This is a genomic window from Pseudoxanthomonas sp. 68-E7 (assembly GCF_057773145.1).
On the sequence record NZ_JBYMTI010000001.1, the window covers coordinates 548,616 to 573,745 of the forward strand.

Genomic DNA, 25,130 nt, shown 5'->3' on the forward strand with positions numbered 1-25,130 from the left:
TCCTCAGCGCGCATAGCGACCGCCGCAGCCGGCGTCCTTGCCGGGTCCCAGTTCCAGGGTGGCCAGCAGCGCCGCGGGCGGCGCGATGCTGCCCAGCGCCAGTGCGGTCGCGCCGCGCAGGCCCAGCCGCTTGAAGTCGGGCCGGAACGAGGGATCCCGGAAGGTGCCGCCGACCACCAGCGGCGAGCGCAGCGCCAGCAGGCTGCGATCCTTCGGGCGGGGCCGCAGTTCCAGGTCCAGGGTTTCCTCCTTCAGGCTGATATCGCCCTTGCCGACGATGAGGGTGTCGGTGGTGTCGAACGCCAGTGTCCGCGCGTGCATGACGCCGTCCTGCACGGCGAAGTCGCCGAACGCGCAGCGCACCGGCACGGTCTTGTCGCGGGTCAGCAGGAACTTGAGCGACTCGGCGATATCCAGTCCCGCCAGTTCCATCAGCAGGTTGCTGATCTGGCCCTTGCCCATGCCGATCGCGATGTCGCCATCGGCGCTGCCGAGGATGCGCGCGATCGAATTTCCGGTGCCGGTGATGGCGAGGTCGCCGCCGATGCGGCCGATGGCCGTGCGGGTGATCTCGGCATCCGGGAACAGGCGGCCGAGGTTGAGCCGGCGCACCGCGATGTCCGCGCGGGTGCGGATGGTGTCGGTGCGCGCATCCATGCGGATGGTCGAACGGATATCGCCTTCGGCGACGCCGAAGTTGAGCGGGTCCAGTTGCAGCAGTCCGCCCTCCAGGCGCAGGTGCGCGTCCATGTCGTCCAAGGGCAGTTTCGGCGCGTTGATGCGATGGGCCTTCCAGCGGACATCGGCATCCATCGCGCGCAGCTTCGCCAGATCGTAGGGCGTGTCCGGCAGGACCCGGGCCTGCGCGCGCTGCTGCGCGGCCAGGGTTTCCTGCTGCGTGTTGCTGGTCTCGCCGGCACCGGACTGTGGCGAGGCGCCCACGAAGCCGGCGAGGTCGTCGAAATCCAGTCGTTTCGAAACCAGGTTGGCCTGGAACAACGGACGTATCCGGCCGACCGTCACGCTGGCGGTGCCGGCCAGATCGCTGTCGCCGACCTGGCCGCTGAAACCGTCATAGCGCCAGGTATCGCCCGCGCGGGTGAAACGGCCATCCAACTGGTAGGGCGGCGTCGGCGGCAGGGCGATGCCGAGCAGGGGATACAGGTCCTCCAGATCGCGGCCGGCGAGCCGCAGCTTCAGATCGAAATCGCGCAGGCGCAGCGGATCCAGGAGGGTGCCACGGGCGTGCGCACGGGTCGGTCCGGCCTGCGCGCGCAGATCGATGCGGTAGGGCTGGCGGGTGTCGCGCAGGGCCAGTGGCGAGTCGGCGTGGCCCTGCAGGCGGAACGGTTCGCCGGTCCAGTGGCCGCCGCCCTCGACGGCCACGGAAGGTGCACTGCGCGCACCCTGCGGCGCCACGCTGTCCAGGCGGATGTCGATGTCGGTTTTTTCGGCCGCATCGAGGTATTGCAGGCGTCCGTCCCGGACCCACAGCCGATGGAAGTGGACGTCGGTGTCGCCACCGGGCCCGAAATCCCAATTGCCCTGTTTCCCCGGACCGGTTTCCAGGCGCAGCCTGGGTTCGAGCAGCCGGATCTCGGGAATGCGGACTTCACCGCGCAGCAATGGCCAGATTTCGATGTCCAGTTCGGCGCGCCGGGCCACGGCCATGGCCGGTTCCTTCGACCAGGCGGCGTTGCCCAGCCTCAGGCCATCGGCGCGCACGGTGGTCACCCTGCCGAGATCGACATCCAGGTTTCCACCGATGCGGAACTCGCGGCCGGTGCGCGCCTGGACCTGGCGTTCGACCGGCCCCTTGAACCAGTTCCAGTCGAACAGCAGGAATAGGGCCAGCACGGCGACCGCCACCACCGCGAGGATGAGCCCGGTGCGGCGCGAGGGCCTGGGCCAGCGGAATGGCGTCTTGCGGGCGGGGACGCGATTCATGCGTCCACTTAGCCAGCGCGGTTGTTCAGGGGATGCGAAAGCCGGGTCAAGCCCGGTCAGGCGTGTTCAGGCGGCGTGAGCCGCCACTCAGGCACCGCCCAGGCGCGGCCGCAATACCTGTTCGGTGACGGCGATGTAGTGGCAGACGCTGCCGCCGATCACGAACAGGTGCCAGATCGCATGCGAATAGCGGATCGATTCGCGATGGTAGAAGTAGGTGCCCAGGGTATAGAAGAGGCCGCCGGCCAGCAGCCAGCCCAGGGTCCAGGCATCGAGCGAGGTCAGCATGGGCTTGATCGCCACCATCACCAGCCAGCCCATCGCGATGTAGATCAGCGTGGACAGCAGCTTGAAGCGGCCGGTGTAGAACAGCTTGAAGATCACCCCGCCCACGGCCAGCGTCCAGATCGCCGCGAACAGGCTCCAGCCCCACGGCCCGCGTAGGCCGATGAGGGTGAAGGGCGTGTAGGTGCCGGCGATCAGCAGGTAGATCGCGCAGTGATCGAACACTTTCAGCCGGCCCTTGGCGATTGGATGCTGGATCGCGTGGTAGAGCGTGGACGCGGTGTACAGCAGCAGAAGGGTCACGCCGAACACGATCGAGGCGCCGAGCTGCCAACCGTCACCGTAGATGGCGGCCAGGGTGATGAGCACCGCGCCGCCGGCCAGGGCGGCCATCGCGCCCAGGCCGTGGGTCAGGGCGCTGGCGATTTCGTCACGGATATGCGCGGCGCGGGGGTGGGAGCGTTCGGCGGTCATGCGCGGACGTTACCGCAATGCAGCAAGCGCTGCATCCATACGCCGCCCGTGCCTTCAGCATGGAGCCGGAAAACAGGGGCGGTGACGCGCGGGATCGTCGCTCAGTCCACCGTCGCGGCGTGGGCGTGTTCGCGGGTGGCGAGGAACTGCACGGCCGGCGCGCGTTCCTGCGCCAGTTGCAGGTTCACCCGCGTGGGCGCCAGGTAGACCAGCTGGCCGGCGGCATCCAGCGCCAGGTTCATCGCGTTCTTGTCGCGGAACTCTTCCAGCTTCTTCGCGTCGTCGCAGCGGATCCAGCGGGCGGTGGCGACGCTGACGTTCTCGAAGCTCGCGTCCACGCCGTACTCGTCCTTCAGGCGATAGGCGACCACGTCGAACTGCAGCACGCCGACCGCGCCGAGGATGAGGTCGTTGCTCATCAGTGGGCGGAAGAACTGGGTCGCGCCCTCCTCGCTGAGTTGGGCCAGGCCCTTCTGCAGTTGCTTGAGCTTGAGCGGATCCCGCAGGCGCGCGCGGCGGAACAGCTCCGGCGCGAAGTTGGGGATGCCGGTGAAGCCCAGCGATTCGCCCTCGGTGAAGGTGTCGCCGATGGAGATGGTGCCGTGGTTGTGGATGCCGATGACATCGCCCGGCCAGGCTTCGGCGGCGATTTCGCGATCGCTGGCCATGAAGGTCAACGCATTGGCGAGCTTGACCTCCTTGCCGTTGCGCACGTGGAAGGCCTTCATGCCGGCTTCGAACCTGCCCGAGCACACGCGCATGAACGCGACGCGATCGCGATGCTGCGGATCCATGTTGGCCTGGATCTTGAAGACGAAGCCGGTCAGCTTGTTCTCGGTTGGCTGCACGCTGCGGCCGGTGGTGGCGCGCGCCTGCGGCGAGGGCGCGTGTTCGACGAAGAAATCCAGCAGCGGCTGCACGCCGAAGTTGTTCACCGCCGAGCCGAAGAACACCGGCGTCTGCCGGCCTTCGCGATAGGCCTGCAGGTCGAACGGATGCGAGGCGCCCTGCACCAGTTCCAGTTCCTCGCGCAGGTTGGCCAGCATCTCCACGCCGATCCGCGCTTCCAGCTGCGGGTCGTCCAGCGAGGCGAAGATGGTCGAGTCCTGGCGGGTGAAGTTGCGCCCCTGCTCGTACAGGTGGACCTCGCCGGTCAGCAGGTGGACCACGCCCTTGAGGCGGCTGCCCATGCCGATCGGCCAGGTCACCGGCGCGCACTGGATGCCGAGCACGCGTTCGACTTCATCCAGCAGTTCGATCGGCTCGCGGCCCTCGCGGTCGAGCTTGTTGATGAAGGTCATGATCGGGGTGTCGCGCAGGCGGCACACTTCCATCAGCTTGATGGTGCGCTCCTCCACGCCCTTGGCGACGTCGATGACCATCAGCGCCGAGTCCACGGCGGTCAGCACGCGGTAGGTGTCCTCGCCGAAGTCGGCGTGGCCGGGCGTGTCCAGCAGGTTGACGATCTTGCCTTCGTACGGGAACTGCATGACCGAGGAGGTCACCGAGATGCCGCGCTCCTTTTCCAGCGCCATCCAGTCGGAGGTGGCGTGGCGGGCGGCCTTGCGGCCCTTGACCGAACCGGCCATCTGGATCGCGCCGCCGAACAGCAGCAGCTTTTCGGTCAGCGTGGTCTTGCCGGCGTCAGGGTGGGAAATGATGGCGAAGGTGCGGCGGCGCGCGGCTTCGGTGGCGACTTCGGACATGGCGACGGCGCCCGCGCGGGCGCTGGGGGACAGGGGAAAGGCGGCGATTATACCGGGTCGGGTGGTTACGGGCCGGGCCGCCCCGCCGGCGCGGTCCCGACGGGTGGGGACTCGGCGTGCTGGCTCGGGAACCGCAGCAGGCCGAGCGGGCCGAACATCCGGAACGGGATGGACTCCAGCACCATGCCGTGATTCACCTGGACCACGAAATGCAGGTGCGGGGCGGTGCTGAAGCCGGTGTTGCCGGACAGGCCGATGCGCTGGCCCTTGCGCACGTATTGGCCCTCGCGCACCTGCACGCCCTCCGGTTTGAGGTGGGCGTAGACGGCCATGCTGCCGTCGCCGTGGACGATGCGGATGAAGTTGGCACGGCCGCCGAAGCGTTCGCGGTTCAGCCCGGCCTTGTCGAAGTCCGATTCCACCTGCATCACCAGGCCTTCGCGGGCGGCCAGGATCGGCGTCCCCTCGGGCACGGCGAAGTCGATGGCGTAGAGGTTCTGGGTGTCGTTGTGGCTGAAGCTGCCGCCCGGCCCCTGGTCCACCCGCACCCGCCCGTACTCGAAGGGCAGGCGGTATTCGTAGTCCTGCGCGTCGGCGGCCGGATCACCGGGCAGGCTGTCCAGCGACAGTTCGAAATCGCCGCCGCGCATGGGATCGCGCATGGCGATGCTGGCGACCATCACGCTGCTGCGCGCCGGCACCACCGCGGTGGCCGGCAGCAGCGGCTGGGCGATGACGTTGCTGTTGCGCTTGAACCCCAGGCGGACTTCGACCGGGCCGTGCAGCAGGTTGTCCGCCCATGCCTGGTATCGCATGCCGCTGCGCTCCAGGCGCAGGCGGACCAGCGCGCTGGGGGGGTTGTGGAAGCGCAGGACGTCCACGCTGGCGTCCACCAGTTCGCCCGCTTCCGGGGGGCGGTCGCCGTACTGGGTGTAGCCCTGCTTGTCCTTCCAGCGGTACAGCCGCGCGGCCTCGCCCGGCACGGCGCCACCGAGCAGCACGGTGGCGGCGAGGCAGAGCAGGGCGGTGCGCAGGACGGGCTTCACGGCAGGCAGTCGTTTCCGAGGTCGAGGGCGCGCGCGACGTCGCGCAGATCGAAGGCGGCCAGCGATTGGTCGTTGTGCAGGGCGAACAGCGCGCCGGCGGGGAAGCGCCGGGTCGACGCCGCGTACAGGGTCTCACCATCGGTGTTGGCAACCTGTTCACCGCGGAAGATGCCGCGCGGCTTGAGGTCGGCGCGATCGAAGACGCGGAACAGGGTGGGCGTGAGCTGGTCCACCGCGATCCAGTAGCCGCGATCCGGCGCGCAGGTCCACAGCGCGATGCCCTCGGCGTCCGCGTCGAACGTGGGCAGGCTGTAGCCGCGGTACTGGCCCGACAGGCTGTAGTCGCGCAGGGTGGAACCGACCCGGCGATCCTCGTCGGCGATCAGCAGGCGGTCGTGCGCCGGGTCGCCGGCGATCGATTCCACCATGCGTAGCGCGCCGGCCTCGTCGGTGGCGCCGAAGCTGCCGAGCAGGCGCGCCTGCACCGTGCCGTCCTCGTGTTCCTCGACCCGGAAATGCTTGATCCGCTGATCGAGTTCGGACATCGGCGGCAACTGGCCGGTGCGGAAGTCGGCCATGAAGCTGTCGGTGACGAACAGGTCCAACTGGTTCGGTCCGGTCTCGTCCAGCCACAGGCCATAGGGGACCTTCAGCACGTCCTGGCCGATCTGCGCGACCGGGGTGAATCCGGGCAGGCGCATGACCTGTACCCGGTGGTTGTCGCGCTCGGCGACGAACAGCAGATCGCCGAACACGGCGATGCCGTTGGGGCGGTTGAACTGGCCGGGAGCCGGCCCGGGCCCGCCGACCGTGCGCAGGCGCTCGCCGGTGTCGGCGTCGTAGATCGCCAGGCGATGGCTGGACTTGGCGGTGGCGATCAGCCAGACGTGACCGTCCTCGGTCGGCCAGGCGGCCAGCGAGTCGAGTTCGTCTTCCGGAACCGGAGTGGACACCCAGGCTTCGGGGACGATGGCGTCGGCGGCGGTGGTTGGCGTCGGCGCCGGCGGGCGGGAGGTGTGGTGGGGCCGGGTGGCGCAGCCGGCCAGCAGGGCCAGCGCGCCGATCAACAGGTATTTCCTTGTCATGACAGGATTATGCGGCATGGGTCACGGAGCCGGGAGGGGGCATTCCGGAGATCCATCGCTCCATCCGTATAAAGCGATTGACATCGCTGGAAAGCGCTGGCAAAGTGCCGGTCACCATCGAGACCGGCAGAGGGACAGGCCCGAAGAAGCCGGGGCAACCAGCGATGCGCAAGCGTCGTGGTCGGTGCCAAATCCTGCGGGGACCTCTGCGTCTGCCCGAAAGATGGTTCGTACCGTGCCTCTGCACGGCGAACGCGAGCTCCGCGAAAGCTCGATGGCCGCAAGTCCCCTCTTCATCGGACACCGCCATGAGCTTCGCCACCGCCGCCGTGCCTTCCCTGTCTTCCGTGCCCGCGTCCTGTACGGCCGATGCCGTCCTCCTCGCCCAGGACGGCATCACCGCCCGTCGCGGCGAAATCGCGCTGGAACTGGACATGCGCCACGCCGGCAGGCACCTGATCCGGCTGCGCTACGAACTGTCCGGCGCGGTGGACGCGCCGGTGGTGCTGGTCGCCGGTGGCATTTCCGCGCATCGTCACCTGGCCGCGAGCGCCACGTTCGCCGAGAAGGGCTGGTTGAACGATCTGGTCGGCACCGGCCGCGCGCTGGATCCGGCCCACCGCTGCCTGCTGGCGATCGACTTCATCGGCGCGGACGGCAAGCTCGATGCGCCGATCGACACGGCCGACCAGGCCGACGCCATCGCCCGCCTGCTCGATGCGCTGGGCATCCGCCAGCTGCATGCGTTCGTTGGCTATTCCTATGGCGCCCTGGTCGGGCTGCAACTGGCGGTGCGCCATCCCGCCCGCCTGGCGAAACTGGTCGCGGTCAGCGGCGCGCACCGCGCCCATCCCTATGCCGCCGCCTGGCGCGCGCTGCAGCGCCGCGCGGTCAGCCTGGGCCAACTGCAATGCGCCGATGCCGAGGGACTCTCGCTGGCACGCCAGTTCGCCATGCTCAGCTACCGCACCCCGGAGGAATTCGAGGAGCGCTTCGACGCTGCCGCCGAAATCGTGCACGGCCGCGTGCGCTGCGCGGCGGAGGATTACCTGGACGCCGCCGGCGCGCAGTACGTCGCGCGCACGCCGGTGACCGCCTATCTGCGCCTGTCCGAATCCATCGATCTGCACCGCATCGAGCCGGCCGCCGTGCGCGTGCCGACCACCGTGGTCGCGGTCGAAGGTGATCGGCTGGTGCCGCTGTCCGATTCCGTGGCCCTGGTCGAGGGGCTGGGCACGCTGGGCAACCTGCGTGTGCTGCGCTCGCCGTATGGCCACGACGCCTTCCTGAAAGAAACCGATCGCATCGACGCGATCCTCAGCACTGCCCTGCGCGGCAACGGAGAAAACGCATGAGCCAGTTCGAAGCCGCCGGCGACAGCCACTGTCGTCCCGCCACCGCCGCCGTTCGCGCCGGCATCGATCGCGATACCGCCTATGGCGCGGTGACCCCGCCGATCGTGCTGTCGTCCAATTTCAGCTTCGACGGCTTCGGCAACAAGCGCGAGTACGACTACACCCGCAGCGGCAACCCGACCCGGGATCTGCTGGGCGAAGCGCTGGCCGAACTGGAAGGCGGCGCCGGCGGGGTGATCACCTCCACCGGCATGGGCGCGATCAACCTGGTGCTCAACGCGCTGCTGCAGCCGGGCGATCGCCTGGTGGTGCCGCATGACGCGTACGGCGGCAGTTGGCGCCTGTTCAACGCGCTGGCGAAGAAGGGCCACTTCGAGCTGATCACCGCCGACCTGACCGACCCGCGCTCGCTGGCCGACGCGCTGGCGCAGTCGCCGCGACTGGTCCTGATCGAGACCCCGTCCAACCCGCTGCTGCGCATCACCGACCTGCGCTTCGTGATCGAGGCCGCGCACAAGGTCGGCGCGCTGACCGTGGTCGACAATACCTTCCTCTCGCCCGCGCTGCAGAAGCCGATCGAATTCGGCGCGGACCTGGTGGTGCATTCGACCACCAAGTACATCAATGGCCACAGCGACGTGGTCGGCGGCGCGGTGGTCGCGCGGGATGCGGAAGTCCACCAGCAGCTGGTGTGGTGGGCCAACGCGCTGGGCCTGACCGGCTCGCCGTTCGACAGCTTCCTGACCCTGCGCGGCCTGCGCACACTGGATGCGCGCCTGCGCGTGCACCAGGAGAACGCCGATGCCATCGCCGGCCTGCTGGAGGATCATCCGGCGGTGTCGAAGGTGTATTTCCCCGGCCTGGCCTCGCATCCGGGCCACGCGCTGGCGGCGCGCCAGCAGAAGGGCTTCGGCGCCATGCTGAGCGTGGAACTGCACGGCGGCGAGCCGGCGGTGCGCGCGTTCGTGGAAGGGCTGCGCTATTTCACCCTGGCCGAATCGCTGGGCGGCGTCGAGAGTCTGGTCGCGCATCCGGCGTCGATGACGCACGCCGCGATGACCGCCGAGGCGCGTGCCAAGGCGGGCATTTCCGATGGCCTGTTGCGCCTGTCGGTAGGCATCGAGGCCACCGAGGACCTGCTGGCCGATCTGTCCGCCGGCCTGGCGCGCGCGCAGCGCGCGACCGCGGAGGCCGACCGAAAACTCGCCGACGCATGAGCGCGGTCGTCCAGCTTCCGGCGGCGCGTCGCCGGCCGTCGCCGCGGCTGGCGCTGCTGGGCACCGGCGTGGTCGGCAGCGCGTTCGTGGCGCGTTACGAGCGCTTGCGCGAACGTGTCGAGGGTCTGCCCGAGTTCGCCTGGCTGGCCAACTCGCGCAGCCTGCAGGCCTGCGACGCGGCGGTTTCCAATGCCTTGGACGCGGCGCGCAACGCGCCGGCGCGCGACGCCGGGCTTCCACCTTGGGCCGAGGCCGAATCGTTGCGCGATGGCGACATCATCGTCGACGCCACCGCCAGCGACGCGGTGGCCCACTGGCATGCCGAATGGTTGACGCGCGGCATCCATGTGGTCACCGCCAACAAGCTGGGCAACGGCGGGACGTTGGCGCGGGCCGAGGCGATCCGGCATGCGCGCGCGGCGTCCGGCGCGCATTACGGCGACAGCGCCACGGTCGGTGCGGGCCTGCCGCTGCTGCGCAGTTTGCGCGCGCTGGTGGCCGGCGGCGATCGCATCCACCGGGTGGAAGGCGTGCTGTCGGGTTCGCTGGCCTGGCTGTTCAATCACTACGACGGCATGCGGCCGTTTTCAGGCTTCGTGCGCCAGGCGCGCGAGGCGGGTTACACCGAGCCGGATCCCCGCATCGATCTGTCCGGCGAGGACGTGCGCCGCAAGCTGCTGATCCTGGCGCGCGCGGCAGGCCTGCCGTTGCAGTCGGAGGACGTGCGGGTGGAGTCGCTGGTGCCGACGGCATTGGCGGCGTTGCCGGCCGGCGAGCTGGACGGCGCGCTGGACCGGTTCGACGCACCGCTGGGCGCGCGTTTCCGCGAGGCCTACCGCAACGGCGAGAAGCTGCGCTTCCTCGGCCGCTTCGACGCCGAAGGCGCGAGTGTCGGCCTGCAGGCATTGGCGTCGGATCATCCATTGTGCGGCGGGGGCGGCACCGACAACCGGGTGGCGATCTTCAGTGACCGCTATCCGGATCAGCCGCTGGTGGTGCAGGGGCCGGGCGCGGGTGCGGAAGTGACCGCGGCGGCGCTGCTCGACGATGTATTGGCGATCGCTGCGACCGCGTAGAGCCAGGCGCTTGCTCGGCTGACGGGTGTTGAGGCGCGGCGGAGCGAGCTCCGCGCCATGTGGAGCCGAGCCTGCCCGGCTACGGGGTTCGGAAAGGCGGCGGAGCTGGCTCCGCTCTACGGTTCCGCGTTCGTCAGCACTCGATGACGTTGACCGCGAGGCCGCCGCGGCTGGTTTCCTTGTACTTGTCCTGCATGTCGCGGCCGGTGTCGCGCATGGTCTTGATGACCTTGTCCAGCGACACCTTGTGCTTGCCGTCGCCGCGCATGGCCATGCGGCTGGCGTTGATCGCCTTCACCGCGCCCATCGCGTTGCGCTCGATGCACGGAATCTGGACCAGGCCGCCGATCGGATCGCAGGTCAGGCCGAGGTTGTGTTCCATGCCGATTTCGGCGGCGTTCTCGATCTGGCTGGGCGAACCGCCCAGCGCGGCGACCAGGCCGCCGGCGGCCATCGAGCAGGCCACGCCGACCTCCCCCTGGCAGCCCACCTCGGCGCCGGAAATGCTGGCGTTTTCCTTGTACAGGATGCCGATGGCGGCGGCGGTGAGCAGGAAGTCGAAGATCCGCTGTTCGCTGCTGCCGGGGCAGAAGCGGTCGAAGTAGTGCATGACCGCCGGGATGATGCCGGCCGCGCCGTTGGTGGGCGCGGTGACCACGCGCCCGCCGGCGGCGTTTTCCTCGTTCACCGCCAGCGCGTAGAGGTTGACCCAGTCCAGCGTGGTCAGCGGATCGCGCAGGTTGGCTTCCGGCTTGCTGGCCAGCTCGCGATGCAGGGTGGGCGCGCGCCGCGAGACGTGCAGGCCGCCGGGCAGGGTGCCTTCCTCGCGGATGCCGCGGGTCACGCAGGCCTGCATGGCGCTCCAGATCGCGCGCAATCCCTCGCGGATCTCGTCTTCGCCGCGCCAGCACTTCTCATTCTCGAACATCAGCTGGGCAATGCTCAGCCCGCTGCGCTGGCATTGCGCCAGCAGTTCATCGCCGCTCTTGAACGGATACGGCAGCGGGGTCTCGTCGGCGACGATGCGATCCACCGCCGCGTCGTCCTGGTTGACCACGAAGCCGCCGCCGACGGAGTAATAGTCGCGGGTGGCGATGACCTCGTCGTTGGCGTCGTAGGCGGTGAAGCGCATGCCGTTGGTGTGGTACGGCAGCTTCTGCCGCTTGTTCATCAGCAGGTCGCGCTTCTCGTCGAAGGCGATCGCGTGGCGGCCGCCCAGTTGCAGGGTCTTGCTGCCGCGGATGCGTTCCAGCGCCGGCGGAATGATGTCCGGGTCGATCTCGTTCGGATAGTGGCCTTCCAGGCCCATCAGCACGGCCTTGTCGGTGCCGTGGCCGCGCCCGGTCAGCGCCAGCGAGCCGAACACCTCGGCGCGGATTCGCGCCACGTCCTGCAGGCGGCCGGGATCTTCCAGCCAGCGGGCGACGAATCGCGCCGCCGCCCGCATGGGGCCGACGGTGTGGGAGGAACTCGGTCCGATGCCGATCTTGAAAAGGTCGAAGGTGCTGACTGCCATGGCGCGTATTCTATGCCGTCGCCGGTGAAAGCCGCTTCCGCGACGCAACAGATCGGACCCGGAGGTTGTTCCCTTGCCACTGACCCTCTACCAGCGCGACGACTGCCATCTGTGCGACCTGGCCCTGGCCGTGCTGGCCGAGGCGCGGGCGCCGGAGTTCGAAAGTGCCTTCATCGACGGCGACGACGATCTGGAGGCGCGTTATGGCGTGCGGGTGCCGGTGTTGCGTCGCGGGGATGGCGCCGAACTGGATTGGCCGTTCGACGCGTCCAGGCTGGCGCGCTTCCTGGCCGGCTAGCCGCGTCCGCCGGACGGCGGCGGCACGACCGGAATCGGCGGCAGCCCACCGGTTTCGCCGCACCCTCCCGGGCCCGCGCCCGGACGCAGGCGCAGGCGCAGGCCTCCGCCGACGGTGTCGTCGCGCGGGCGCAGCCGATCGCGCAGGGCCGGCGTGATCAGCACATCGCCCTCGCGGGTGACCTGCAGCGCGCAGTTCAGGTGCATGCGCCGGACCAGCGTATCGAATCCGGACGGACCGGCCACCATCAGCGCGGTCGCGGCCATGTCCGCCAGCACCGGGTCGGTGGCGATCACGCTGGCCGCGGCGCTGGCCCGTTCGGGCCGGCCGCTGCGCGTGTCGACGATGTGGCCGCCGCCCTGGCGCGTGCCGGCGCGCCGACGCTGGTAGTCGCCTGACGAGGACAGCGCCTCGCCATCGCGCAGGTCGATCACCCCGAGTACGCCGTCCGGACCGCGCACGCCCGCCGTCCAGGGCCGATGGCCGTCGCGGCCCATCGCCAGGACGAAGCCGCCGACGTAGAGCAGCGCGTCGTCGATGCCTTCCGCACGCAGCAGCTGCCGCATCTGGGCGGCGGCGTAGCCTTCGGCCAGGCCGTTGAAGTCCAACTGCACTTCGCGACGGCGGGAGCTCGCCACGCCGTGCGCATCCACCCGCACGTCCCGCATGCGCGGCGTCGCGGCGCGCAGCGCGGCCACCTGTTGCGCCGTCGGCGCGGCGGTGCGCACCGGATACTGGCTGGTGTGGAATCCCCATGCGGCGATGAGTCGCCCGGCGGCGGGATTGAACAGCCCGTCGCTGCGGGTGTCGCCGACCGTGGCGGCGTGGATCAGGCCGGCGATGTCGGGTTCGACCCGATGCGCGCGGCCTTCCGCCAGCGCGGTGTTGAGGCGGGTGACATCGCTGGATTCCCAGGGATGCCAGGCGCGGTGGTCGTGGATCAGCAGCGGGCCGATCGCGGCCAGTGCGCGCGAGGCCGCCTCGCGGTCCGGCGCGCGCAGTTGCACGGAAACCCGGGTGCCGAAGGCGAGGTATTCCCCTCGCGCCTCGACCACGGGCCGCCACCACAGCACCGCCGCGGTGACCAGCCCCGCGACCACGGCGCAGGCGAGCACGCCCTGCCAGGCGCGCGGGCGCGGCGCGCTGTTCACGCGCGCCGGCCGTTGAACCGCGGCGCGCTCATTCGCCGGAGGAGGGCAGGCGTCCATCGGCGATGGCCTGCAGGACCAGGCCGATCAGCGCATCGCGATCGAGGGCGTCGAGCGCCACGTCGGGCGCGACGATCGCGCCATCGGGCAGATGCAGGTGCGGACTGCCGGCGGCGGCAAGACCGGGATGCGCCACCGGCGCGGTATCCAGTCGCCACAGCCGCTCGCCGCGTCGCCATTCGAATGACCAGTCGCCCGGCGTCAGCACCCGCGCCAGCAGCTCCAGGCCGTCCGCGCCGCGCAGGCCTAGGCCGTCCAGGTGCCGTTCCGGCGGATGGACCAGGAACACCGTGGGCAGGCTGGCGGGGATGCTGTCGGCGATCGCCGGCCATTCCGCGTCGTCTCGGATATGCCGGCAGTGCCAGTCCAGCAGTTCGCGCGCGGCCTGCCGGCGTTCGCGCATCAGTCCCAGCGCCAGCCAGGCTTCGTAGCCGGGGTGCTCGGGCAGGCGGCCATCGCGGATCGCGGCGAGCACCGCCTCCTCGTCAACGCAATCCAGTTGTTCCAGCAGTTCCTTGTGCCGTTCTCGCAATTCGAACATCTGCCGGGACAGGCCGGCCATGCGGGTGGCGACGGCGGGTTCGATGCCGGTGAAGAAGGGATCCATGTCGGTGCTCCGTCAGTGCATGTCGTGGCTGGCCGCACCATCCAGCTGGACCATGTCCGCGCTGATGTCGGCGAAGGCCAGTACCTTGCCGCCGTGCGCGGCGGCGAAGCTGTCTGCGTCGTCGCGGCTGGCGAAACTGGCGAAGGTGGGACCCATGCTGCCGGTGCGGGAGGAACCCTGCACATAGAAAGCGCGGGTGGCGTCGATCCAGTGGCCCTTGGGCACGTCCCAGTCGGTCTTGCCCATGTCCTGGGTGTAGACGCCAGCCACCTTGCGCACCTGTTCCGGCTGCAGGGTGATCGACAGCAGTTCGAGGGTGTCGCAGTAGTACTCCACCTTGCCGTCGGCGTAGCGGATCTGGCCCTTCGGACCGGGATAGTCGCGCAGCACCATGCCATCGAGCTCGCACTGCTGGCCGGCGTCCGGGTCGGCGGGTTCGACGCCCGCCATGGGGGGGGCGCAGCCGGCGACCAGCAGGGCCAGCAGCGAAACACGTAACGCTTTCATCGGAATCTCCAGAGGGCCACCCCGAGCGGGGCGAGGATCCAGGCCACCATCACCGAGCCGAGCACGCGCGGATCGCCCCAGGCATCGGGCAGCAGCGTGCCGAGCCCGAACGCATTGCGCAGGGTTTCGGTGGACATGGCGTTGAACACGCGGAACACGTCCGCGGGGTTGAGCAGCAGGGCGTAGGGCGCCCATGCCGAGGAATGCCGGCCGGCGGTGGCGACCAACGCGCCGAGCAGGGCCAGGTCGAACACCAGCACGAAGCCGAACCACAGCAGGATGGCCGCACCGGTGGCGCGCGCGCGATCGCGCACCAGTACCGAGACCAGCATCGCCAGGCTCAGGAACGACAGGCCCAGCGCGATCACGCTGGCGACGAACAGCGCGTACAGCCGGATGCCGGCGGCATCGAGTTGCGCGGCCAGCGGCACCAGCGCCGCGCCGAAGCCGATCAGGGTGGCCAGCACCAGCGCCGCGCCCAGGCCCAGGTACTTGCCGAGCAGCAGTTCGGCGCGGGTGAGCGGCATCGACAGCACCAGGTCCAGGGTGCCACGTTCGCGTTCGCCGACGATGGCGTCGAACCCGAGCAGCAGCGCGATCAGCGGCACCAGGTAGATCGCCAGGCTGGTGAGGCTGGCCACGGTCACGCCGATGCTGCGGAAGCCGACCGTGCCGGACTGCGCGCCGCCGAAGTAGGCGATCAGCAGCGCGAACGCCGCCAGCACCACCGCGACCGCGAGAATCCAGCGATTGCGCAGGCGGTCGCGCAGTTCCTTGCCCGCCACCACGCGCAGGGCGCGCCATTGCAGTCCGCCGTTCATGCGTGCCCTCCGGCGTGGCGCTGGCGCAGGTACAGGTCTTCCAGGGTCGGCGGATGGATCTCCACGTCGACCAGGCCCGGGCCGGATTCGGCCAGCAGCGGCAGCAGGCCGGTGCGATGCGTGCGCGAAACGCTGACCGTCAGTACGTTGCCCGTGGTGGCGATCACCGGGAAGCCGGCGTCGCCCAGCCGTTGCCCGATGCGCTGCGCGGCGCTCGCGTCGCGGGCGTGCAGGCGGGCGCGGCCGGGCAGGTCCGACGTCGCGGTCAGGCTGTCCACGCTGCCCTGCGCGACGACGCGGCCGTTGGCGAGGATGGCCAGGCTGTCCAGGTGCGGCTGGATTTCCGCCAGCAGGTGCGAGCTGAGCACAATGGTCGCGCCCGCGCGCTTGAGCGTGGCCAGGGTGTCGTAGAAATCGTGGATGGCTTGGGGATCCAGGCCGTTGGTCGGCTCGTCGAGGAACAGCAGTTCCGGCTGGCCCAGCAGGGCCTGGGCGAAACCCAGCCGCTGGCGCATGCCCTTGGAGTACTCGCGCACCGGCCGTTTCATCGCCGCCGACAACCCCACCTGTTCCAGCAGGCGGGTGCATTGTTTCGCGTCGGCGGCCTTGAGCCGGGCGAAGAAACGCAGCGTGTCCAGGCCGCTCAGGTTGTCGTACAGCGCCACGTTCTCCGGCAGGTAGCCGATGCGCTGGCGCAGCCAGCGGAACGCGGCGCCGCGCACCGGCATGCCGTGGATGCGGATCTGCCCGGCGCTGACCGGTTCGATGCCCAGCATCATCTTGAACAGCGTGCTCTTGCCGGCGCCGTTGTGGCCGACCAGTCCGAACGTCGTCCCCGCCGGGATCGACAGGCTCACTCCGTCGACGGCCTGCACGGGACCGAACCGCTTGTCGACCCGTTCCACTTCAATCGCGTGCTGCATCGTTCCGCGTGGCTTCGAGCCACGCCCTCCAGTCCTTGTGTCCCGGCGCCATCGCCGGGCGCATGTCGGTCACCGTGGCGACCCGCAATACCGGGAATTGCCGGGAAATCAGCCGCAGGGTGCTGATCGCGGGGCTGCTGTCGAGCAGCTTGGTGAACGGATAGCGGGTCACCAGCCAGTCGACCGCGTCGCTGGCCTCCATGGGCGTGTCGCCGAAGCCGTCGCCATCGCCGTCCCAGCCCAGGTAGTTGCTCCAGTAGTTGCCACGCTGCTTGCCCCATTCGACATCGCGCGAGGCGACGTAGCGGATCTGTTCCTGGTTGTTGACGAAGTCGTTGCCGTCGACCTGGTTGTTGAACGAGCCCGCCCACAGGTGGATGCCCACCCGGTTGCCGATCACCAGGTTGCCGCGAAGGATGTTGTACTCGGCGTCGTAGATGAACAAGCCGCGTCCGTTGCCCGCCGAGATGTTGTCCTCGATGGTCGAATCCTGCAGGGTCCGCAGCATGATGCCGTGGTCGGTGTTGGCCCAGGTGCGATTGCCGCGCACGGTCAGGTTGCGGACCTCCATCAACGCCAGGCCGCCCTGGTTGTGATGGCTTTCATTGCCCTGCCACAGGTTGTGGTAGGAGTTCATGTAGTGGCTGCCATACCGCACGTGGTGGATGACGTTGTCGATGAATTCGGCGTGGTGCGACACGTCCACGTAGATGCCGTCGCGGGCGAAGCTGATGTGGTTGCGGGCGATGCGCGCGCCGCGGGTGTTGTAGAGCTGGATGGCGTTGCCGCGCTGGGACGACAGTTTCTCGCGCATGCCCGTGATCAGGTTGTCCTCGATGCGGACGTCATCGGCCTTCTCGATCCACAGCCCGAACAGCACATGGGCGAAGTCGCACTGGCGGACCACCGCGCGGTGCGCGCCGGGCTGCAGGTAGATGCCGGCGTTCTGTCCACCCAGGTCGTCGCCGCTGTCGCGCACGATGATGCCTTCGATGCGCACGTCCGGCGCGGTCACCCGGATCACGTCGCCTTCACCGCCGCCGCTGACCGTCGGCCGGTCGATACCGCGCAGGATCAGCGGCTTCTCGATGCGCAGGCGTTCGGCGTAATGGCCGCGCGGGATTTCCACCGTGTCGCCGGGAGCGGCACGCGCGATCACATCGCCGATGCGTTCGCCGGGGGCGACCCGCCACACCGCCGCGCCGGCGGGCGAGATGCAGGCCAGCAACAGGAGCAGGGCGCCCAGCCGGTTCATTCCACCAGTTCCAGCGGAATGAAATGGCCATCGCGTCCCACCGGGGTCAGCGGCAGGCCGGCGCGCTCGCGACGCTTGCGCTCCTTGGCCAATGGCGGGCACGAGTGGTCGTCGTGGTAGAGCACCATGCAGTCCAGGCATTGCATGCACTCGCTGGGGTCGATCCGGCCCTGCGGATCGATGGCCTGCGAACCGCAGCCGACCGCGCAGGCCTTGCAGGTCGTGCATTCGGCCTTGCGGCGCAGTCCGAACAGGCGCCAGCGCGAGGGCAGCGCGAGGCCGGCGCCGAGCGGGCACAGGTACTTGCAGAACGGCCGCTCCATGAACATGGAGGCCGCCAGCAGCAGCACCCAGAACGCGATGAACGGCCAGGCGCGCGTCCAGATCGACACGAAGAACGTGCTCTTGAACGGCTCCACCTCGGCCAGCAGCTCGGCCAGCGCCATCGAATGGAAGGAGGCCGCGACCAGCACCACCAGGATCACGTACTTCAGCCAGCGCAGGCGGTGGTGCCATTTGCCGGGCAACTGGAACTGCCAGCGGGCCAGGCCGATTTTTCCGGCGAACTTGTACAGCAGTTCGCTCAGCGAGCCGTACGGACACAGCCAGCCGCAGAACACGCCACGCCCCCACAGCACGATGGTGATGGCGATGAAGATCCAGAAGATGAAGATCAGCGGGTCGCTGAGGAACAGGTCCCAGCGCCAGCCGTCGCGCAGCGCGTGCAGCAGGGTCAGGCCCTGGACGATGGAGGGCTGGGCCAGCTGGCTGAAGCCGAGGAAGCCCACCGCCACCAGCCATACCGCGATGTGCGGCCACAGGATCCAGCGCTTGTCCACGCGGGTGGAACGGGCGGCCCAGCGGCGATGCGTGGCATAGAACCCGAATACGAACACCAGCAGCGCGCACATGGCGGCGATCTGCCACGCCTTGGCTTTCCAGATGCGGACCCAGGCCGGGGTCGGGCTGGCGACCGTGGGCCGTCCACCGTGCAGGTACGCGGCGGGCAGCCAGTACTGCGCATCGAAGTTGGCGTAGTCGCGGTTGCCTTCGTCGGTGTTGCGGTGGGCCAGGAACGACAGCTTCCATGGATAGGCCGCGGAGAACTCGCCGCTGCGCAGGATGAAGATGCCGGATTCGGCGTGCGACGGCGCGCCGTTCGCGTGGACGCGGTACAGGTTGCGGTAGTCGGTGTCGCGGAAATGGTGGACGTCGATGTCCTGCGAGACCTGGATGCGATCGTAGATGCCGCCGCGGACGAATGCCGAACCCTTGAAGGAACTGGTGCCGTTGCCGAGCACGAAGATCGCGTGCTCGCCTGGCTTCAGTTCATCCATCAGTTGGCGGTAACCCGCGTCGCCGAGCACGCTGCGGCCAATGGCGGGCGCATTGAGGTAGCCGAACCACAGATCGATGAAGGCCTGCTCGCTGGCCGGCGCGCCCACGTCGGCCTGGCTCACGGTCAGGCGCTGCACGCTGCCTTCCTTGACCAGCGCGTTCCAGTCGCGCGAAGGCACGGCATCCTCGATCAGCCGCGCCTGTGGCCGCGCCACCGCCTTGATCAATCCCACCTGCCGGGCGACGGCGTAGCTGCCGCGGCTGACCAGTTGGTTCTCCGCCATCACCGTCACGGTCGCGCCGCTGATGACGTCCATCGAGACTTCGCCGTCCTCGGCCTTGCCCAGCTCGAAGCGCGAGCCGGCCGGCTGGCCGACATACTGCTCGACGTAGCGGTTCAGTTCCTTCTCGGGGATGCCGGCCAGCAGGATCGGTTCGCTGTGCTTGAGGATGCGCACGCCGGTGATCCGGCCGCCCGCATCCATGCCGGCCAAGGTGATCATCGGCTTGCCGGAATAGCCGACGATGTCCGGCGTCACGTCGCTGGACAGGAACACATAGCCGACCGTGCGCAGTTTGCCGCCTTCCTCGCGCAGGCCGCGCACGAACGCGGGGTTGCCCTCGCGCAGGCCGAAACGGCTGGCCTGTGGCAGCACGCTGTCGCAGGCCACGTGGCGGCACATGTCCGGATCGCTGAACAGCGCTTCCGGCAACTGCGCTTCGTAGGAGCCGGCCTGGGCCCAGCCCGCGAACAGGCAGAGCAGCAGGAGGGCCAGGCACGGCCATCGCGTCGCGCTTGCCCGTCGCGTTGGCCGCGCGATGCCCGGATGCGATGCGCGCGGAACGGACTCCCCGTGCGGGGAGGGCTGGATGATCGAAGGCATGGCGGTACCCGTGCTGGCGTTACTTGGACTTGCTCACCATGTAGTCCACGGCGGCCTTGACCGCGTCGTCGTCGAGGCTGGGATTGCCGCCGCGCGCGGGCATCACGCCCTTCTGGCCATTGAAGCCTTCCAGTGCGTGCTTGTGCAGGGTGTCGGCACCCTGCGCGGCGCGCGCGCTCCAGTCGGCCTTGTCGCCGACCATCGGCGCGCCCAGCGCGGTGGTGCTGTGGCACATCGCGCAGGTCTTCTTGTAGGTCTCCTCGCCCGGATGCCCGGCCGCATCGGCCGCGGGCGCGCCATCGGCGGCGGCCAGCGGCGCGGCCTCGGCGGGCTCAGGTGCCGTGGGCGCGGCTTCGGGCGCGGGCGCCGCCGGTTCCGACGCGGCGGGCGCGGATGGGGCGGCATCCGTCGATTCCGGCGTCTGCCCGGAGCAGGCGGCGAGCGCGAGGGTGATGGCCGCAAGTGCAAGCAGGCCAGGATTTCGATTGTTCATGAGGAAGCTCGGAGGAAATGGAGAGGGGTCGTTCCGCGGGACCGGTCCGCCTGCGCGCACTCGACGCGGTCGCTGCAAAAGGTAGTGGGGCGTACTTCCGGCCGCCTTGATTTGAGTCAAGGAGCGCGCGGTATCCCCGCGCGTATCGTTGCGCCGCAATCCAGCGTTACATCCAAAGACGAACGTCAATCAGAGGAAAGCAGCGATGAAGAACAACGAGAGCGGGATGGAGATCCGGGATCCGTCACGCCGAAAGATTCTCGGGGGAGCCGCCGCGCTGGCGGGCACCGGCCTGACGCTCAGCCTGACCGGCTGCGGCGCGGCATCGGATGGCAAGGGCGCGGCTGCGGCCAGTGGCGCCGCGACGAAGGCGGCCGGTGCGGCGGGCCATTTCGAAGTGCCGCCCGGCAAGCTCGATGACTATTACATCCTGTCCTCCGGCGGGCACTCCGGCGAAGTGCGCATCCTGGGCTGCCCGTCGGGCCGCACCATCAAGCGCATTCCGGTGTTCAACATCGATCCGATGGTGGGCTGGGGCATCACCAACGAATCCAAGGCGATCATGGGCACCCGTCCGGACGGCCAGCTGAAATACTGGACCGGCGACACCCATCACGTGCATGGCTCGTATACCGACGGCACCTACGACGGCAAGCGCTTCTGGGTCAACGACAAGCTGCATGGCCGGGTTGCGCGCATTCGCGGCGATACCTTCGAGGTCGATCGCATCACCGAGCTGCCGAACGTGCAGGGCCACCACGGCATCTTCACCGACAAGCGCGATCCGGTGGACAGCGCCATCAACCACACCACCCGCGTGTTCGCCGGCGCCGAGTTCCATATCCCGCTGCCCAACGACGGCCGTGACATGGACAAGCCGGAAGCGTATGGCTGCCTGTTCTCCTGCCTGGACGCGGAGACCATGGAAGTACGCTGGCAATGCCGCGTCGACGGCAACATGGACCTGGTGGCGACAAGCTATGACGGTAAGTACGCCGCCTCCAACCAGTACAACGTGGAGGGCGGGATCCACTACGAGGACATGATGTCCGCCGAGCACGACGCCTGCGTGTTCTTCGATGTCGCCCGCATCGAGGCGGCGATCAAGGCCGGAAAATTCGTCACCATCGGCGATTCCAAGGTGCCGGTGGTCGATGGCCGCAAGGCCGCCAACGCCGATGCCGCCACCGCGCTGACCTGCTACGTGCCGGTGCCGAAGAACCCGCATGGCGTCAACGCCAGTCCCGACGGCAAGTATTTCGTCTGCTCCGGCAAGCTGTCGCCGACCTGCTCGGTGATCGACCTGTCGCTGGTGGAGAAGTGGTTCGCCGGCGAAATCAAGAACGCGCGCGACGCGGTGGTGGCCGAGCCCAACCTGGGCCTGGGTCCGCTGCACACCGGTTTCGACGGTCGCGGCAACGCCTATACCACGCTGTTCCTGGACAGCAAGATCGTCAAATGGAACGTCGATGCCGCCATCAAGCAGTTCAAGGGCGACAAGAACGCCAAGGTCGTCCTCGACAGCATCGACGTGCACTATCAGCCCGGCCACGGCTTCACCTCGATGGGCGAGACCAAGAACGCGGACGGCAAGTTCTTCAACTCCGGCAACAAGTTCTCCAAGGACCGCTTCCTGCCGGTCGGCCCGCTGCACGTGGAGACCGAACAGCTGATCGACATCTCCGGCGACAAGATGGTGCTGGTGCATGACCACACCGCCTATCCGGAACCGCATGACGCGATCATCGTGGCCGCCGACGCCATCAAGACCCGGCAGATCTACAGCCTCGACGAGTTCCCCAATGCGGTCAGCGCGCAGACCGCCGGCATCGAGCGCAATGGCAACAAGGTCCATGTCCGCCTGACGTCGCAGGCACCGGCCTACTCGCTGCGCGAGTTCTCGGTGAAGAAGGGCGACATCGTCACCATCACCCTGACCAACCTGGACAAGGTGGAGGACCTGACCCACGGATTCGGCATCCCGAAGTACAACATCAACTTCATCGTCAATCCGCAGGAAACCAAGTCGGTGACCTTCGTGGCCGACAAGCCGGGCGTGTACTGGTGCTATTGCACCCACTTCTGCCACGCGCTGCACCTGGAAATGCGCACGCGCATGGTGGTCGAAGGCTGACCGGGCGCCGCCCGCCGGCGTTGGCGGTATCGCGCCGGCGGGTTTTTCCCGCCAGAAAGGAAAAGCCCGCGCCATGGCGCGGGCTTTTGTTGTTTCCTGCCGGAAACCCTTTCCCTGCGCCACGGCGATGCGGATCAGGGGGGCCGGGGATCGCGGCGGGAGGCGGAACCGGACGGCGGAGCGGGTGAATCCGGATGCGCGGTCGGGCGCAGCGGCGAAACGGATAATTGGCGGTCGAGGAAGCCGACCACATGCCGTTCGTATGCTTCGGGGGCGTGCGCGAGGAAATCCACGTGCGCGGCATCCGGCAGCAGCCAGAACTCCTTCGGTCCACGGGCGCGTTCGAACAGGGCGCGCGACTCGGCGGGCAAGGTGTGCCGATCCCGGCCGCCAGCCACCACCAGCACGGGCGCATCCAGATCCCGGATCCGATCCAGGGGCGACAGGTCATCGGCGGACACGCCGATCCGCCATTGCGTTTGCAGGGTCAGGAGCGGCGCAAGCAATCCCGCCATGCCATCGCCCAGCCGCATCGCGATGCGGTTGCGGACCGCCTGGCGCGCGTTCGAATAGACCGCTTCCAGCACCACCGCGTCGAATCCGCCGGACTGCGGTGACAGCACCACCGAAGCCCCGCCCAGCGAAACACCGATGACGGCGATGCGGGCGCCGGGAACGCGCCGCTTCATCCACTGCCCGGCGGCAATGACGCCGCGGGACTCGCGTGCGCCCAGCGTGATGGCATCGCCGCGGCTCTCGCCGTGCGCCTGCAGATCGACCATCAATACGGCATAGCCGTGGCGATGCAGCATCCTCGCGCGCCCAAGCATGGCCCGCCGATCCGCGCGGATGCCGTGCAACAGGAGCACCGCCGGTTTCCCGGCGGCGCCCGCGACCCACCATCCCCGCAGGGGAGGCGCGTCCGGAACGGGGAGGGTGACGGTTTCCACCGCCAGATCGGTGGGGACGTCCGTGATGCTCGCCGGACAGGGCGCCAGCAGCGCGCCTCCGACGAACCAGGCGGCCAACGCGGTCACGACGACCAGCAATGCGCCGGCCAGTGCGGCGCGCAGCATGACGCGCCGCACGGCGACGGCTTACTTCGCCGGCTTCAACACCACCTTGGTGCTGATGGCGACATCGTTGGGGATGGTCTTGGTGTCGGCCCATTCGCCGCCGCCCACGCCGAAATCCAGGCGCTTGACGGTGGCCTTGCCGGCCAGCACCGGCTGCGCGCCGGGCGTCCAGGTGAAGGTCAGGGTGACCGGCTTGCTGACGCCGCGCAGGCTCAGGCTGCCGTCGGCGGCGTACTGGTTGCCGCCGAGCGAACGGAACCGGGTCGCGGTGTAGCGGGCCTGGGCGAACTTGGCGACGTTGAAGAAGTCACCGGTCTGCAGGGTGCCGTCGCGATCGTCGTTGCCGGTCTTGGTGCCGGCCAGCTGGATGGTCACGTCCAGCTTGGAGGTGGCCAGGTTGGCAGGATCGAAACTCAGCGTGGTGGTGAAGCCACCGAACTTGCCGGTGAACGTTTCGCCCTGGTAGTTGCTGGCGAACACCAGGGTGGAGCCCGGCGCCTGCACGTAATCGGCGGCGAAGGCGGGCGATGCGGCGGCCAGCAGCAGGCCGGCGGCGATGAGGCGGGGGAGACGGATCATGGTGCGGAGTCCTCGGGGGTGGGCGCGGAGGGAGAGGCGATGGCCGGGCGGCGGCGCCCCGGCAGCATCCGCCGCAGGGTGTCGTCGTTCTGGAACAGGTGGTGGTAGAAGGCGGCGCCGGCATGCAGTACGACCACGGCCACCAGCACCCAGAACATCGATTCGTGCAGGGTCTCGGCCAGTTCGTGCAGCTCGGGATTGCGGGCGGTGATGGCGGGCAGGTTGAACAGCTTGAACCACTGCAACGGATAGCCGGCGGAGGAGTTCAGCACCCAGCCCGACAGCGGCATGGCGAACATCAGCAGGTAAAGCGCGACGTGGGTCAGCGAGGCGATGCGTTGCTGCCAGCCGGGCGTGCCGGGAATCGCCAGCGGCGCACCGGCGTACACCCGCCAGATCAGCCGCAGCGCGACCAGCGCCAGGATGGTCAGGCCGATCGACTTGTGCAGCGCGTAGATGTTGATCTTGCGCGGGCCGTTCGGCAGATCGCCCATGGTCAGGCCGATGTAGGCGATGACCAGCAGCAGGATGGCGATGAGCCAGTGCAGGGTCTGGCTGACGGCGCCCCAGCGTTCAGGGGTGTTCTTCAGGGTCATTGAGGGTGGGCTCCCGAGGGGTGGCTGGGGCGTCGGCCGCGTCGGCGGCCGCTTCTTCGCTATCGTCGGCCTTGCCCGTCCGTGTGGCTTCGGCTTCGATGCGGAGTTCGACGGAATCGCCGATCACCGACTTCCAGGCGGTGATGCCGAAATCCGAGCGTTGCAGCGAGGTGGTGGCGGAGAAACCGGCCGTGCGCCGGAACGGCGGCAACGGATGGCGCTTGAGGGCGTTGAGCTTGACGTCCATGCACAGATCGCGGCTGACGCCGTGCAGGGTCAGGGTGCCGCAGACCGAGGCGTGGTCCGGGGCGATGGGCTCGACCCGGCGGGAAATGAAATGCGCTTCGGGAAACCGTTCGGTGTCCAGCAGGTTGCCCGCCAGCACCGCCTGGTTCCATTTCGCGTCGCCCAGATCCGCGCGGGCCAGCGGCACGGTGACGTCCAGGCGCGCGGTCGTCCAGTCCTCGGGATCGAACACCAGCGTGCCGGTGCTGCCGGAGATCGTGCCGATGGCCTGCGAAAAACCGGCGTGCTCGACCGCGAACATCACCCGGGTATGGACCGGATCCAGCGCATAGGCCACCGGCCCCCGCGCCAGCGCGGGGCCGGCGATCACGAGCAACGCAAGCAGCGCGCCGGTGCGGACGTGGCGATGGCGTCGGGACGATGAAGTCATGGGCGGGGATTCTAGGCGGGCCCGGCTG

Annotated in this window: 23 protein-coding genes and 1 riboswitch; of the genes, 5 read left to right on the forward strand and 18 right to left on the reverse strand. The window is 68.9% G+C overall.

Annotation, left to right across the window (positions count from 1 at the left end; translation table 11 throughout):
• Positions 1-3: 3 nt before the first annotated feature.
• The 5 genes from AC3DE2_RS02605 to AC3DE2_RS02625 all read right to left on the reverse strand — a co-directional run bounded on the left by AC3DE2_RS02605 (position 4) and on the right by AC3DE2_RS02625 (position 6,543).
• Entirely contained in the window at positions 4-1,947 is a 1,944-nt protein-coding gene (locus AC3DE2_RS02605) for an AsmA family protein (protein ID WP_488424964.1), read from the reverse strand.
• 87 nt (positions 1,948-2,034) lie between these two features.
• A complete protein-coding gene (gene trhA / locus AC3DE2_RS02610) occupies positions 2,035-2,706 on the reverse strand; it encodes a PAQR family membrane homeostasis protein TrhA (protein WP_295377457.1) in 672 nt (223 codons plus the stop codon).
• A gap of 101 nt (positions 2,707-2,807) precedes the next feature.
• Positions 2,808-4,412, reverse strand: coding sequence for a peptide chain release factor 3 (locus tag AC3DE2_RS02615; protein WP_295377465.1), 1,605 nt, complete (start codon positions 4,410-4,412; stop codon positions 2,808-2,810).
• 65 nt (positions 4,413-4,477) lie between these two features.
• Positions 4,478-5,458: a M23 family metallopeptidase gene (locus AC3DE2_RS02620; protein ID WP_295377467.1), complete on the reverse strand. Its 981-nt coding sequence runs from the start codon at positions 5,456-5,458 to the stop codon at positions 4,478-4,480.
• A complete protein-coding gene (locus AC3DE2_RS02625) occupies positions 5,455-6,543 on the reverse strand; it encodes an NHL repeat-containing protein (RefSeq protein WP_295377468.1) in 1,089 nt (362 codons plus the stop codon). The genes AC3DE2_RS02620 and AC3DE2_RS02625 overlap by 4 nt, the downstream gene beginning before the upstream one ends.
• A 111-nt stretch (positions 6,544-6,654) precedes the next feature.
• Positions 6,655-6,773, forward strand: a riboswitch (SAM riboswitch).
• Between the two features lie 78 nt (positions 6,774-6,851).
• On the opposite strand from AC3DE2_RS02625, the gene metX reads away from it, so the two are divergent.
• Genes metX through AC3DE2_RS02640 form a run of 3 tightly spaced genes read left to right on the forward strand, consistent with a single transcriptional unit; the run spans position 6,852 to position 10,191 of the window.
• Positions 6,852-7,898, forward strand: a complete 1,047-nt coding sequence (metX, locus tag AC3DE2_RS02630) for a homoserine O-succinyltransferase MetX (protein ID WP_295377470.1) — start codon at positions 6,852-6,854, stop codon at positions 7,896-7,898.
• Positions 7,895-9,115 carry an O-succinylhomoserine (thiol)-lyase gene (locus AC3DE2_RS02635; RefSeq protein WP_295377472.1) on the forward strand — a complete coding sequence of 407 codons (1,221 nt, stop codon included), beginning with the start codon at positions 7,895-7,897 and terminating at the stop codon, positions 9,113-9,115. The genes metX and AC3DE2_RS02635 overlap by 4 nt, the downstream gene beginning before the upstream one ends.
• Complete coding sequence (locus AC3DE2_RS02640; RefSeq protein WP_295377474.1) at positions 9,112-10,191, forward strand: homoserine dehydrogenase family protein; 1,080 nt, start codon at positions 9,112-9,114, stop codon at positions 10,189-10,191. The genes AC3DE2_RS02635 and AC3DE2_RS02640 overlap by 4 nt, the downstream gene beginning before the upstream one ends.
• Positions 10,192-10,324: 133 nt before the next feature.
• On the opposite strand, the gene AC3DE2_RS02645 is transcribed toward AC3DE2_RS02640, so the two are convergent.
• The gene (locus tag AC3DE2_RS02645) at positions 10,325-11,707 is read right to left on the reverse strand and encodes an L-serine ammonia-lyase (RefSeq protein ID WP_295377476.1); all 1,383 of its coding nucleotides are present in this window, start codon (positions 11,705-11,707) and stop codon (positions 10,325-10,327) included.
• Between the two features lie 73 nt (positions 11,708-11,780).
• Between AC3DE2_RS02645 and AC3DE2_RS02650 the strand changes: the two genes are divergently transcribed.
• Positions 11,781-12,005: a glutaredoxin family protein gene (locus tag AC3DE2_RS02650; RefSeq protein WP_295377479.1), complete on the forward strand. Its 225-nt coding sequence runs from the start codon at positions 11,781-11,783 to the stop codon at positions 12,003-12,005.
• Here AC3DE2_RS02650 and AC3DE2_RS02655 read toward each other — a convergent pair.
• From AC3DE2_RS02655 to AC3DE2_RS02690, 8 genes are read right to left on the reverse strand one after another with little or no spacing between them, the layout of a single operon-like run.
• Positions 12,002-13,156: an FAD:protein FMN transferase gene (locus AC3DE2_RS02655; RefSeq protein WP_488424966.1), complete on the reverse strand. Its 1,155-nt coding sequence runs from the start codon at positions 13,154-13,156 to the stop codon at positions 12,002-12,004. The genes AC3DE2_RS02650 and AC3DE2_RS02655 overlap by 4 nt on opposite strands.
• Positions 13,157-13,184: 28 nt before the next feature.
• Positions 13,185-13,820 carry a hypothetical protein gene (locus AC3DE2_RS02660; RefSeq protein WP_488424967.1) on the reverse strand — a complete coding sequence of 212 codons (636 nt, stop codon included), beginning with the start codon at positions 13,818-13,820 and terminating at the stop codon, positions 13,185-13,187.
• A 12-nt stretch (positions 13,821-13,832) separates the two neighbouring features.
• Positions 13,833-14,327 (reverse strand): nitrous oxide reductase accessory protein NosL, encoded by a 495-nt coding sequence (locus AC3DE2_RS02665; RefSeq protein ID WP_295377484.1) that lies wholly within the window; start codon positions 14,325-14,327, stop codon positions 13,833-13,835.
• Positions 14,324-15,148, reverse strand: a complete 825-nt coding sequence (locus tag AC3DE2_RS02670) for an ABC transporter permease (protein ID WP_488424968.1) — start codon at positions 15,146-15,148, stop codon at positions 14,324-14,326. The genes AC3DE2_RS02665 and AC3DE2_RS02670 overlap by 4 nt, the downstream gene beginning before the upstream one ends.
• Entirely contained in the window at positions 15,145-16,071 is a 927-nt protein-coding gene (locus AC3DE2_RS02675; RefSeq protein WP_488424969.1) for an ABC transporter ATP-binding protein, read from the reverse strand. The genes AC3DE2_RS02670 and AC3DE2_RS02675 overlap by 4 nt, the downstream gene beginning before the upstream one ends.
• Positions 16,055-17,326 carry a nitrous oxide reductase family maturation protein NosD gene (gene nosD, locus AC3DE2_RS02680; RefSeq protein ID WP_488424970.1) on the reverse strand — a complete coding sequence of 424 codons (1,272 nt, stop codon included), beginning with the start codon at positions 17,324-17,326 and terminating at the stop codon, positions 16,055-16,057. The genes AC3DE2_RS02675 and nosD overlap by 17 nt, the downstream gene beginning before the upstream one ends.
• A complete protein-coding gene (locus tag AC3DE2_RS02685; RefSeq protein ID WP_295377492.1) occupies positions 17,323-19,548 on the reverse strand; it encodes a 4Fe-4S binding protein in 2,226 nt (741 codons plus the stop codon). The genes nosD and AC3DE2_RS02685 overlap by 4 nt, the downstream gene beginning before the upstream one ends.
• Before the next feature lie 19 nt (positions 19,549-19,567).
• On the reverse strand, positions 19,568-20,041 hold the full coding sequence (locus AC3DE2_RS02690; protein ID WP_488424971.1) for a c-type cytochrome: 474 nt from the start codon (positions 20,039-20,041) through the stop codon (positions 19,568-19,570).
• Positions 20,042-20,246: 205 nt separating this feature from the next.
• On the opposite strand from AC3DE2_RS02690, the gene nosZ reads away from it, so the two are divergent.
• A complete protein-coding gene (gene nosZ, locus AC3DE2_RS02695; protein ID WP_488424972.1) occupies positions 20,247-22,175 on the forward strand; it encodes a TAT-dependent nitrous-oxide reductase in 1,929 nt (642 codons plus the stop codon).
• Between the two features lie 134 nt (positions 22,176-22,309).
• Here the strand turns inward: nosZ and AC3DE2_RS02700 are convergent, their stop codons facing one another.
• Genes AC3DE2_RS02700 through AC3DE2_RS02715 form a run of 4 tightly spaced genes read right to left on the reverse strand, consistent with a single transcriptional unit; the run spans position 22,310 to position 25,102 of the window.
• Entirely contained in the window at positions 22,310-23,251 is a 942-nt protein-coding gene (locus AC3DE2_RS02700) for an alpha/beta hydrolase (protein WP_488424973.1), read from the reverse strand.
• Positions 23,252-23,272: 21 nt separating this feature from the next.
• The gene (locus tag AC3DE2_RS02705) at positions 23,273-23,830 is read right to left on the reverse strand and encodes a YceI family protein (RefSeq protein WP_295377500.1); all 558 of its coding nucleotides are present in this window, start codon (positions 23,828-23,830) and stop codon (positions 23,273-23,275) included.
• A complete protein-coding gene (locus tag AC3DE2_RS02710) occupies positions 23,827-24,426 on the reverse strand; it encodes a cytochrome b (protein ID WP_488424974.1) in 600 nt (199 codons plus the stop codon). Before AC3DE2_RS02710 ends, AC3DE2_RS02705 begins: the two co-directional genes overlap by 4 nt.
• Complete coding sequence (locus AC3DE2_RS02715; RefSeq protein WP_488424976.1) at positions 24,404-25,102, reverse strand: YceI family protein; 699 nt, start codon at positions 25,100-25,102, stop codon at positions 24,404-24,406. The genes AC3DE2_RS02710 and AC3DE2_RS02715 overlap by 23 nt, the downstream gene beginning before the upstream one ends.
• Positions 25,103-25,130: the final 28 nt, after the last annotated feature.

Coding starts and splice junctions, on each gene's coding strand:
- AC3DE2_RS02625 (WP_295377468.1), bottom strand. CDS start 6,543: ATGACAAGGAAATACCTGTTGATCGGCGCGCTGGCCCTGCTGGCCGGC.
- AC3DE2_RS02645 (WP_295377476.1), bottom strand. CDS start 11,707: ATGGCAGTCAGCACCTTCGACCTTTTCAAGATCGGCATCGGACCGAGT.
- AC3DE2_RS02635 (WP_295377472.1), top strand. CDS start 7,895: ATGAGCCAGTTCGAAGCCGCCGGCGACAGCCACTGTCGTCCCGCCACC.
- AC3DE2_RS02665 (WP_295377484.1), bottom strand. CDS start 14,327: ATGAAAGCGTTACGTGTTTCGCTGCTGGCCCTGCTGGTCGCCGGCTGC.
- metX (WP_295377470.1), top strand. CDS start 6,852: ATGAGCTTCGCCACCGCCGCCGTGCCTTCCCTGTCTTCCGTGCCCGCG.
- AC3DE2_RS02675 (WP_488424969.1), bottom strand. CDS start 16,071: ATGCAGCACGCGATTGAAGTGGAACGGGTCGACAAGCGGTTCGGTCCC.
- AC3DE2_RS02605 (WP_488424964.1), bottom strand. CDS start 1,947: ATGAATCGCGTCCCCGCCCGCAAGACGCCATTCCGCTGGCCCAGGCCC.
- AC3DE2_RS02690 (WP_488424971.1), bottom strand. CDS start 20,041: ATGAACAATCGAAATCCTGGCCTGCTTGCACTTGCGGCCATCACCCTC.
- AC3DE2_RS02710 (WP_488424974.1), bottom strand. CDS start 24,426: ATGACCCTGAAGAACACCCCTGAACGCTGGGGCGCCGTCAGCCAGACC.
- nosD (WP_488424970.1), bottom strand. CDS start 17,326: ATGAACCGGCTGGGCGCCCTGCTCCTGTTGCTGGCCTGCATCTCGCCC.
- AC3DE2_RS02715 (WP_488424976.1), bottom strand. CDS start 25,102: ATGACTTCATCGTCCCGACGCCATCGCCACGTCCGCACCGGCGCGCTG.
- trhA (WP_295377457.1), bottom strand. CDS start 2,706: ATGACCGCCGAACGCTCCCACCCCCGCGCCGCGCATATCCGTGACGAA.
- AC3DE2_RS02615 (WP_295377465.1), bottom strand. CDS start 4,412: ATGTCCGAAGTCGCCACCGAAGCCGCGCGCCGCCGCACCTTCGCCATC.
- AC3DE2_RS02700 (WP_488424973.1), bottom strand. CDS start 23,251: ATGCTGCGCGCCGCACTGGCCGGCGCATTGCTGGTCGTCGTGACCGCG.
- nosZ (WP_488424972.1), top strand. CDS start 20,247: ATGAAGAACAACGAGAGCGGGATGGAGATCCGGGATCCGTCACGCCGA.
- AC3DE2_RS02660 (WP_488424967.1), bottom strand. CDS start 13,820: ATGGATCCCTTCTTCACCGGCATCGAACCCGCCGTCGCCACCCGCATG.
- AC3DE2_RS02640 (WP_295377474.1), top strand. CDS start 9,112: ATGAGCGCGGTCGTCCAGCTTCCGGCGGCGCGTCGCCGGCCGTCGCCG.
- AC3DE2_RS02685 (WP_295377492.1), bottom strand. CDS start 19,548: ATGCCTTCGATCATCCAGCCCTCCCCGCACGGGGAGTCCGTTCCGCGC.
- AC3DE2_RS02705 (WP_295377500.1), bottom strand. CDS start 23,830: ATGATCCGTCTCCCCCGCCTCATCGCCGCCGGCCTGCTGCTGGCCGCC.
- AC3DE2_RS02670 (WP_488424968.1), bottom strand. CDS start 15,148: ATGAACGGCGGACTGCAATGGCGCGCCCTGCGCGTGGTGGCGGGCAAG.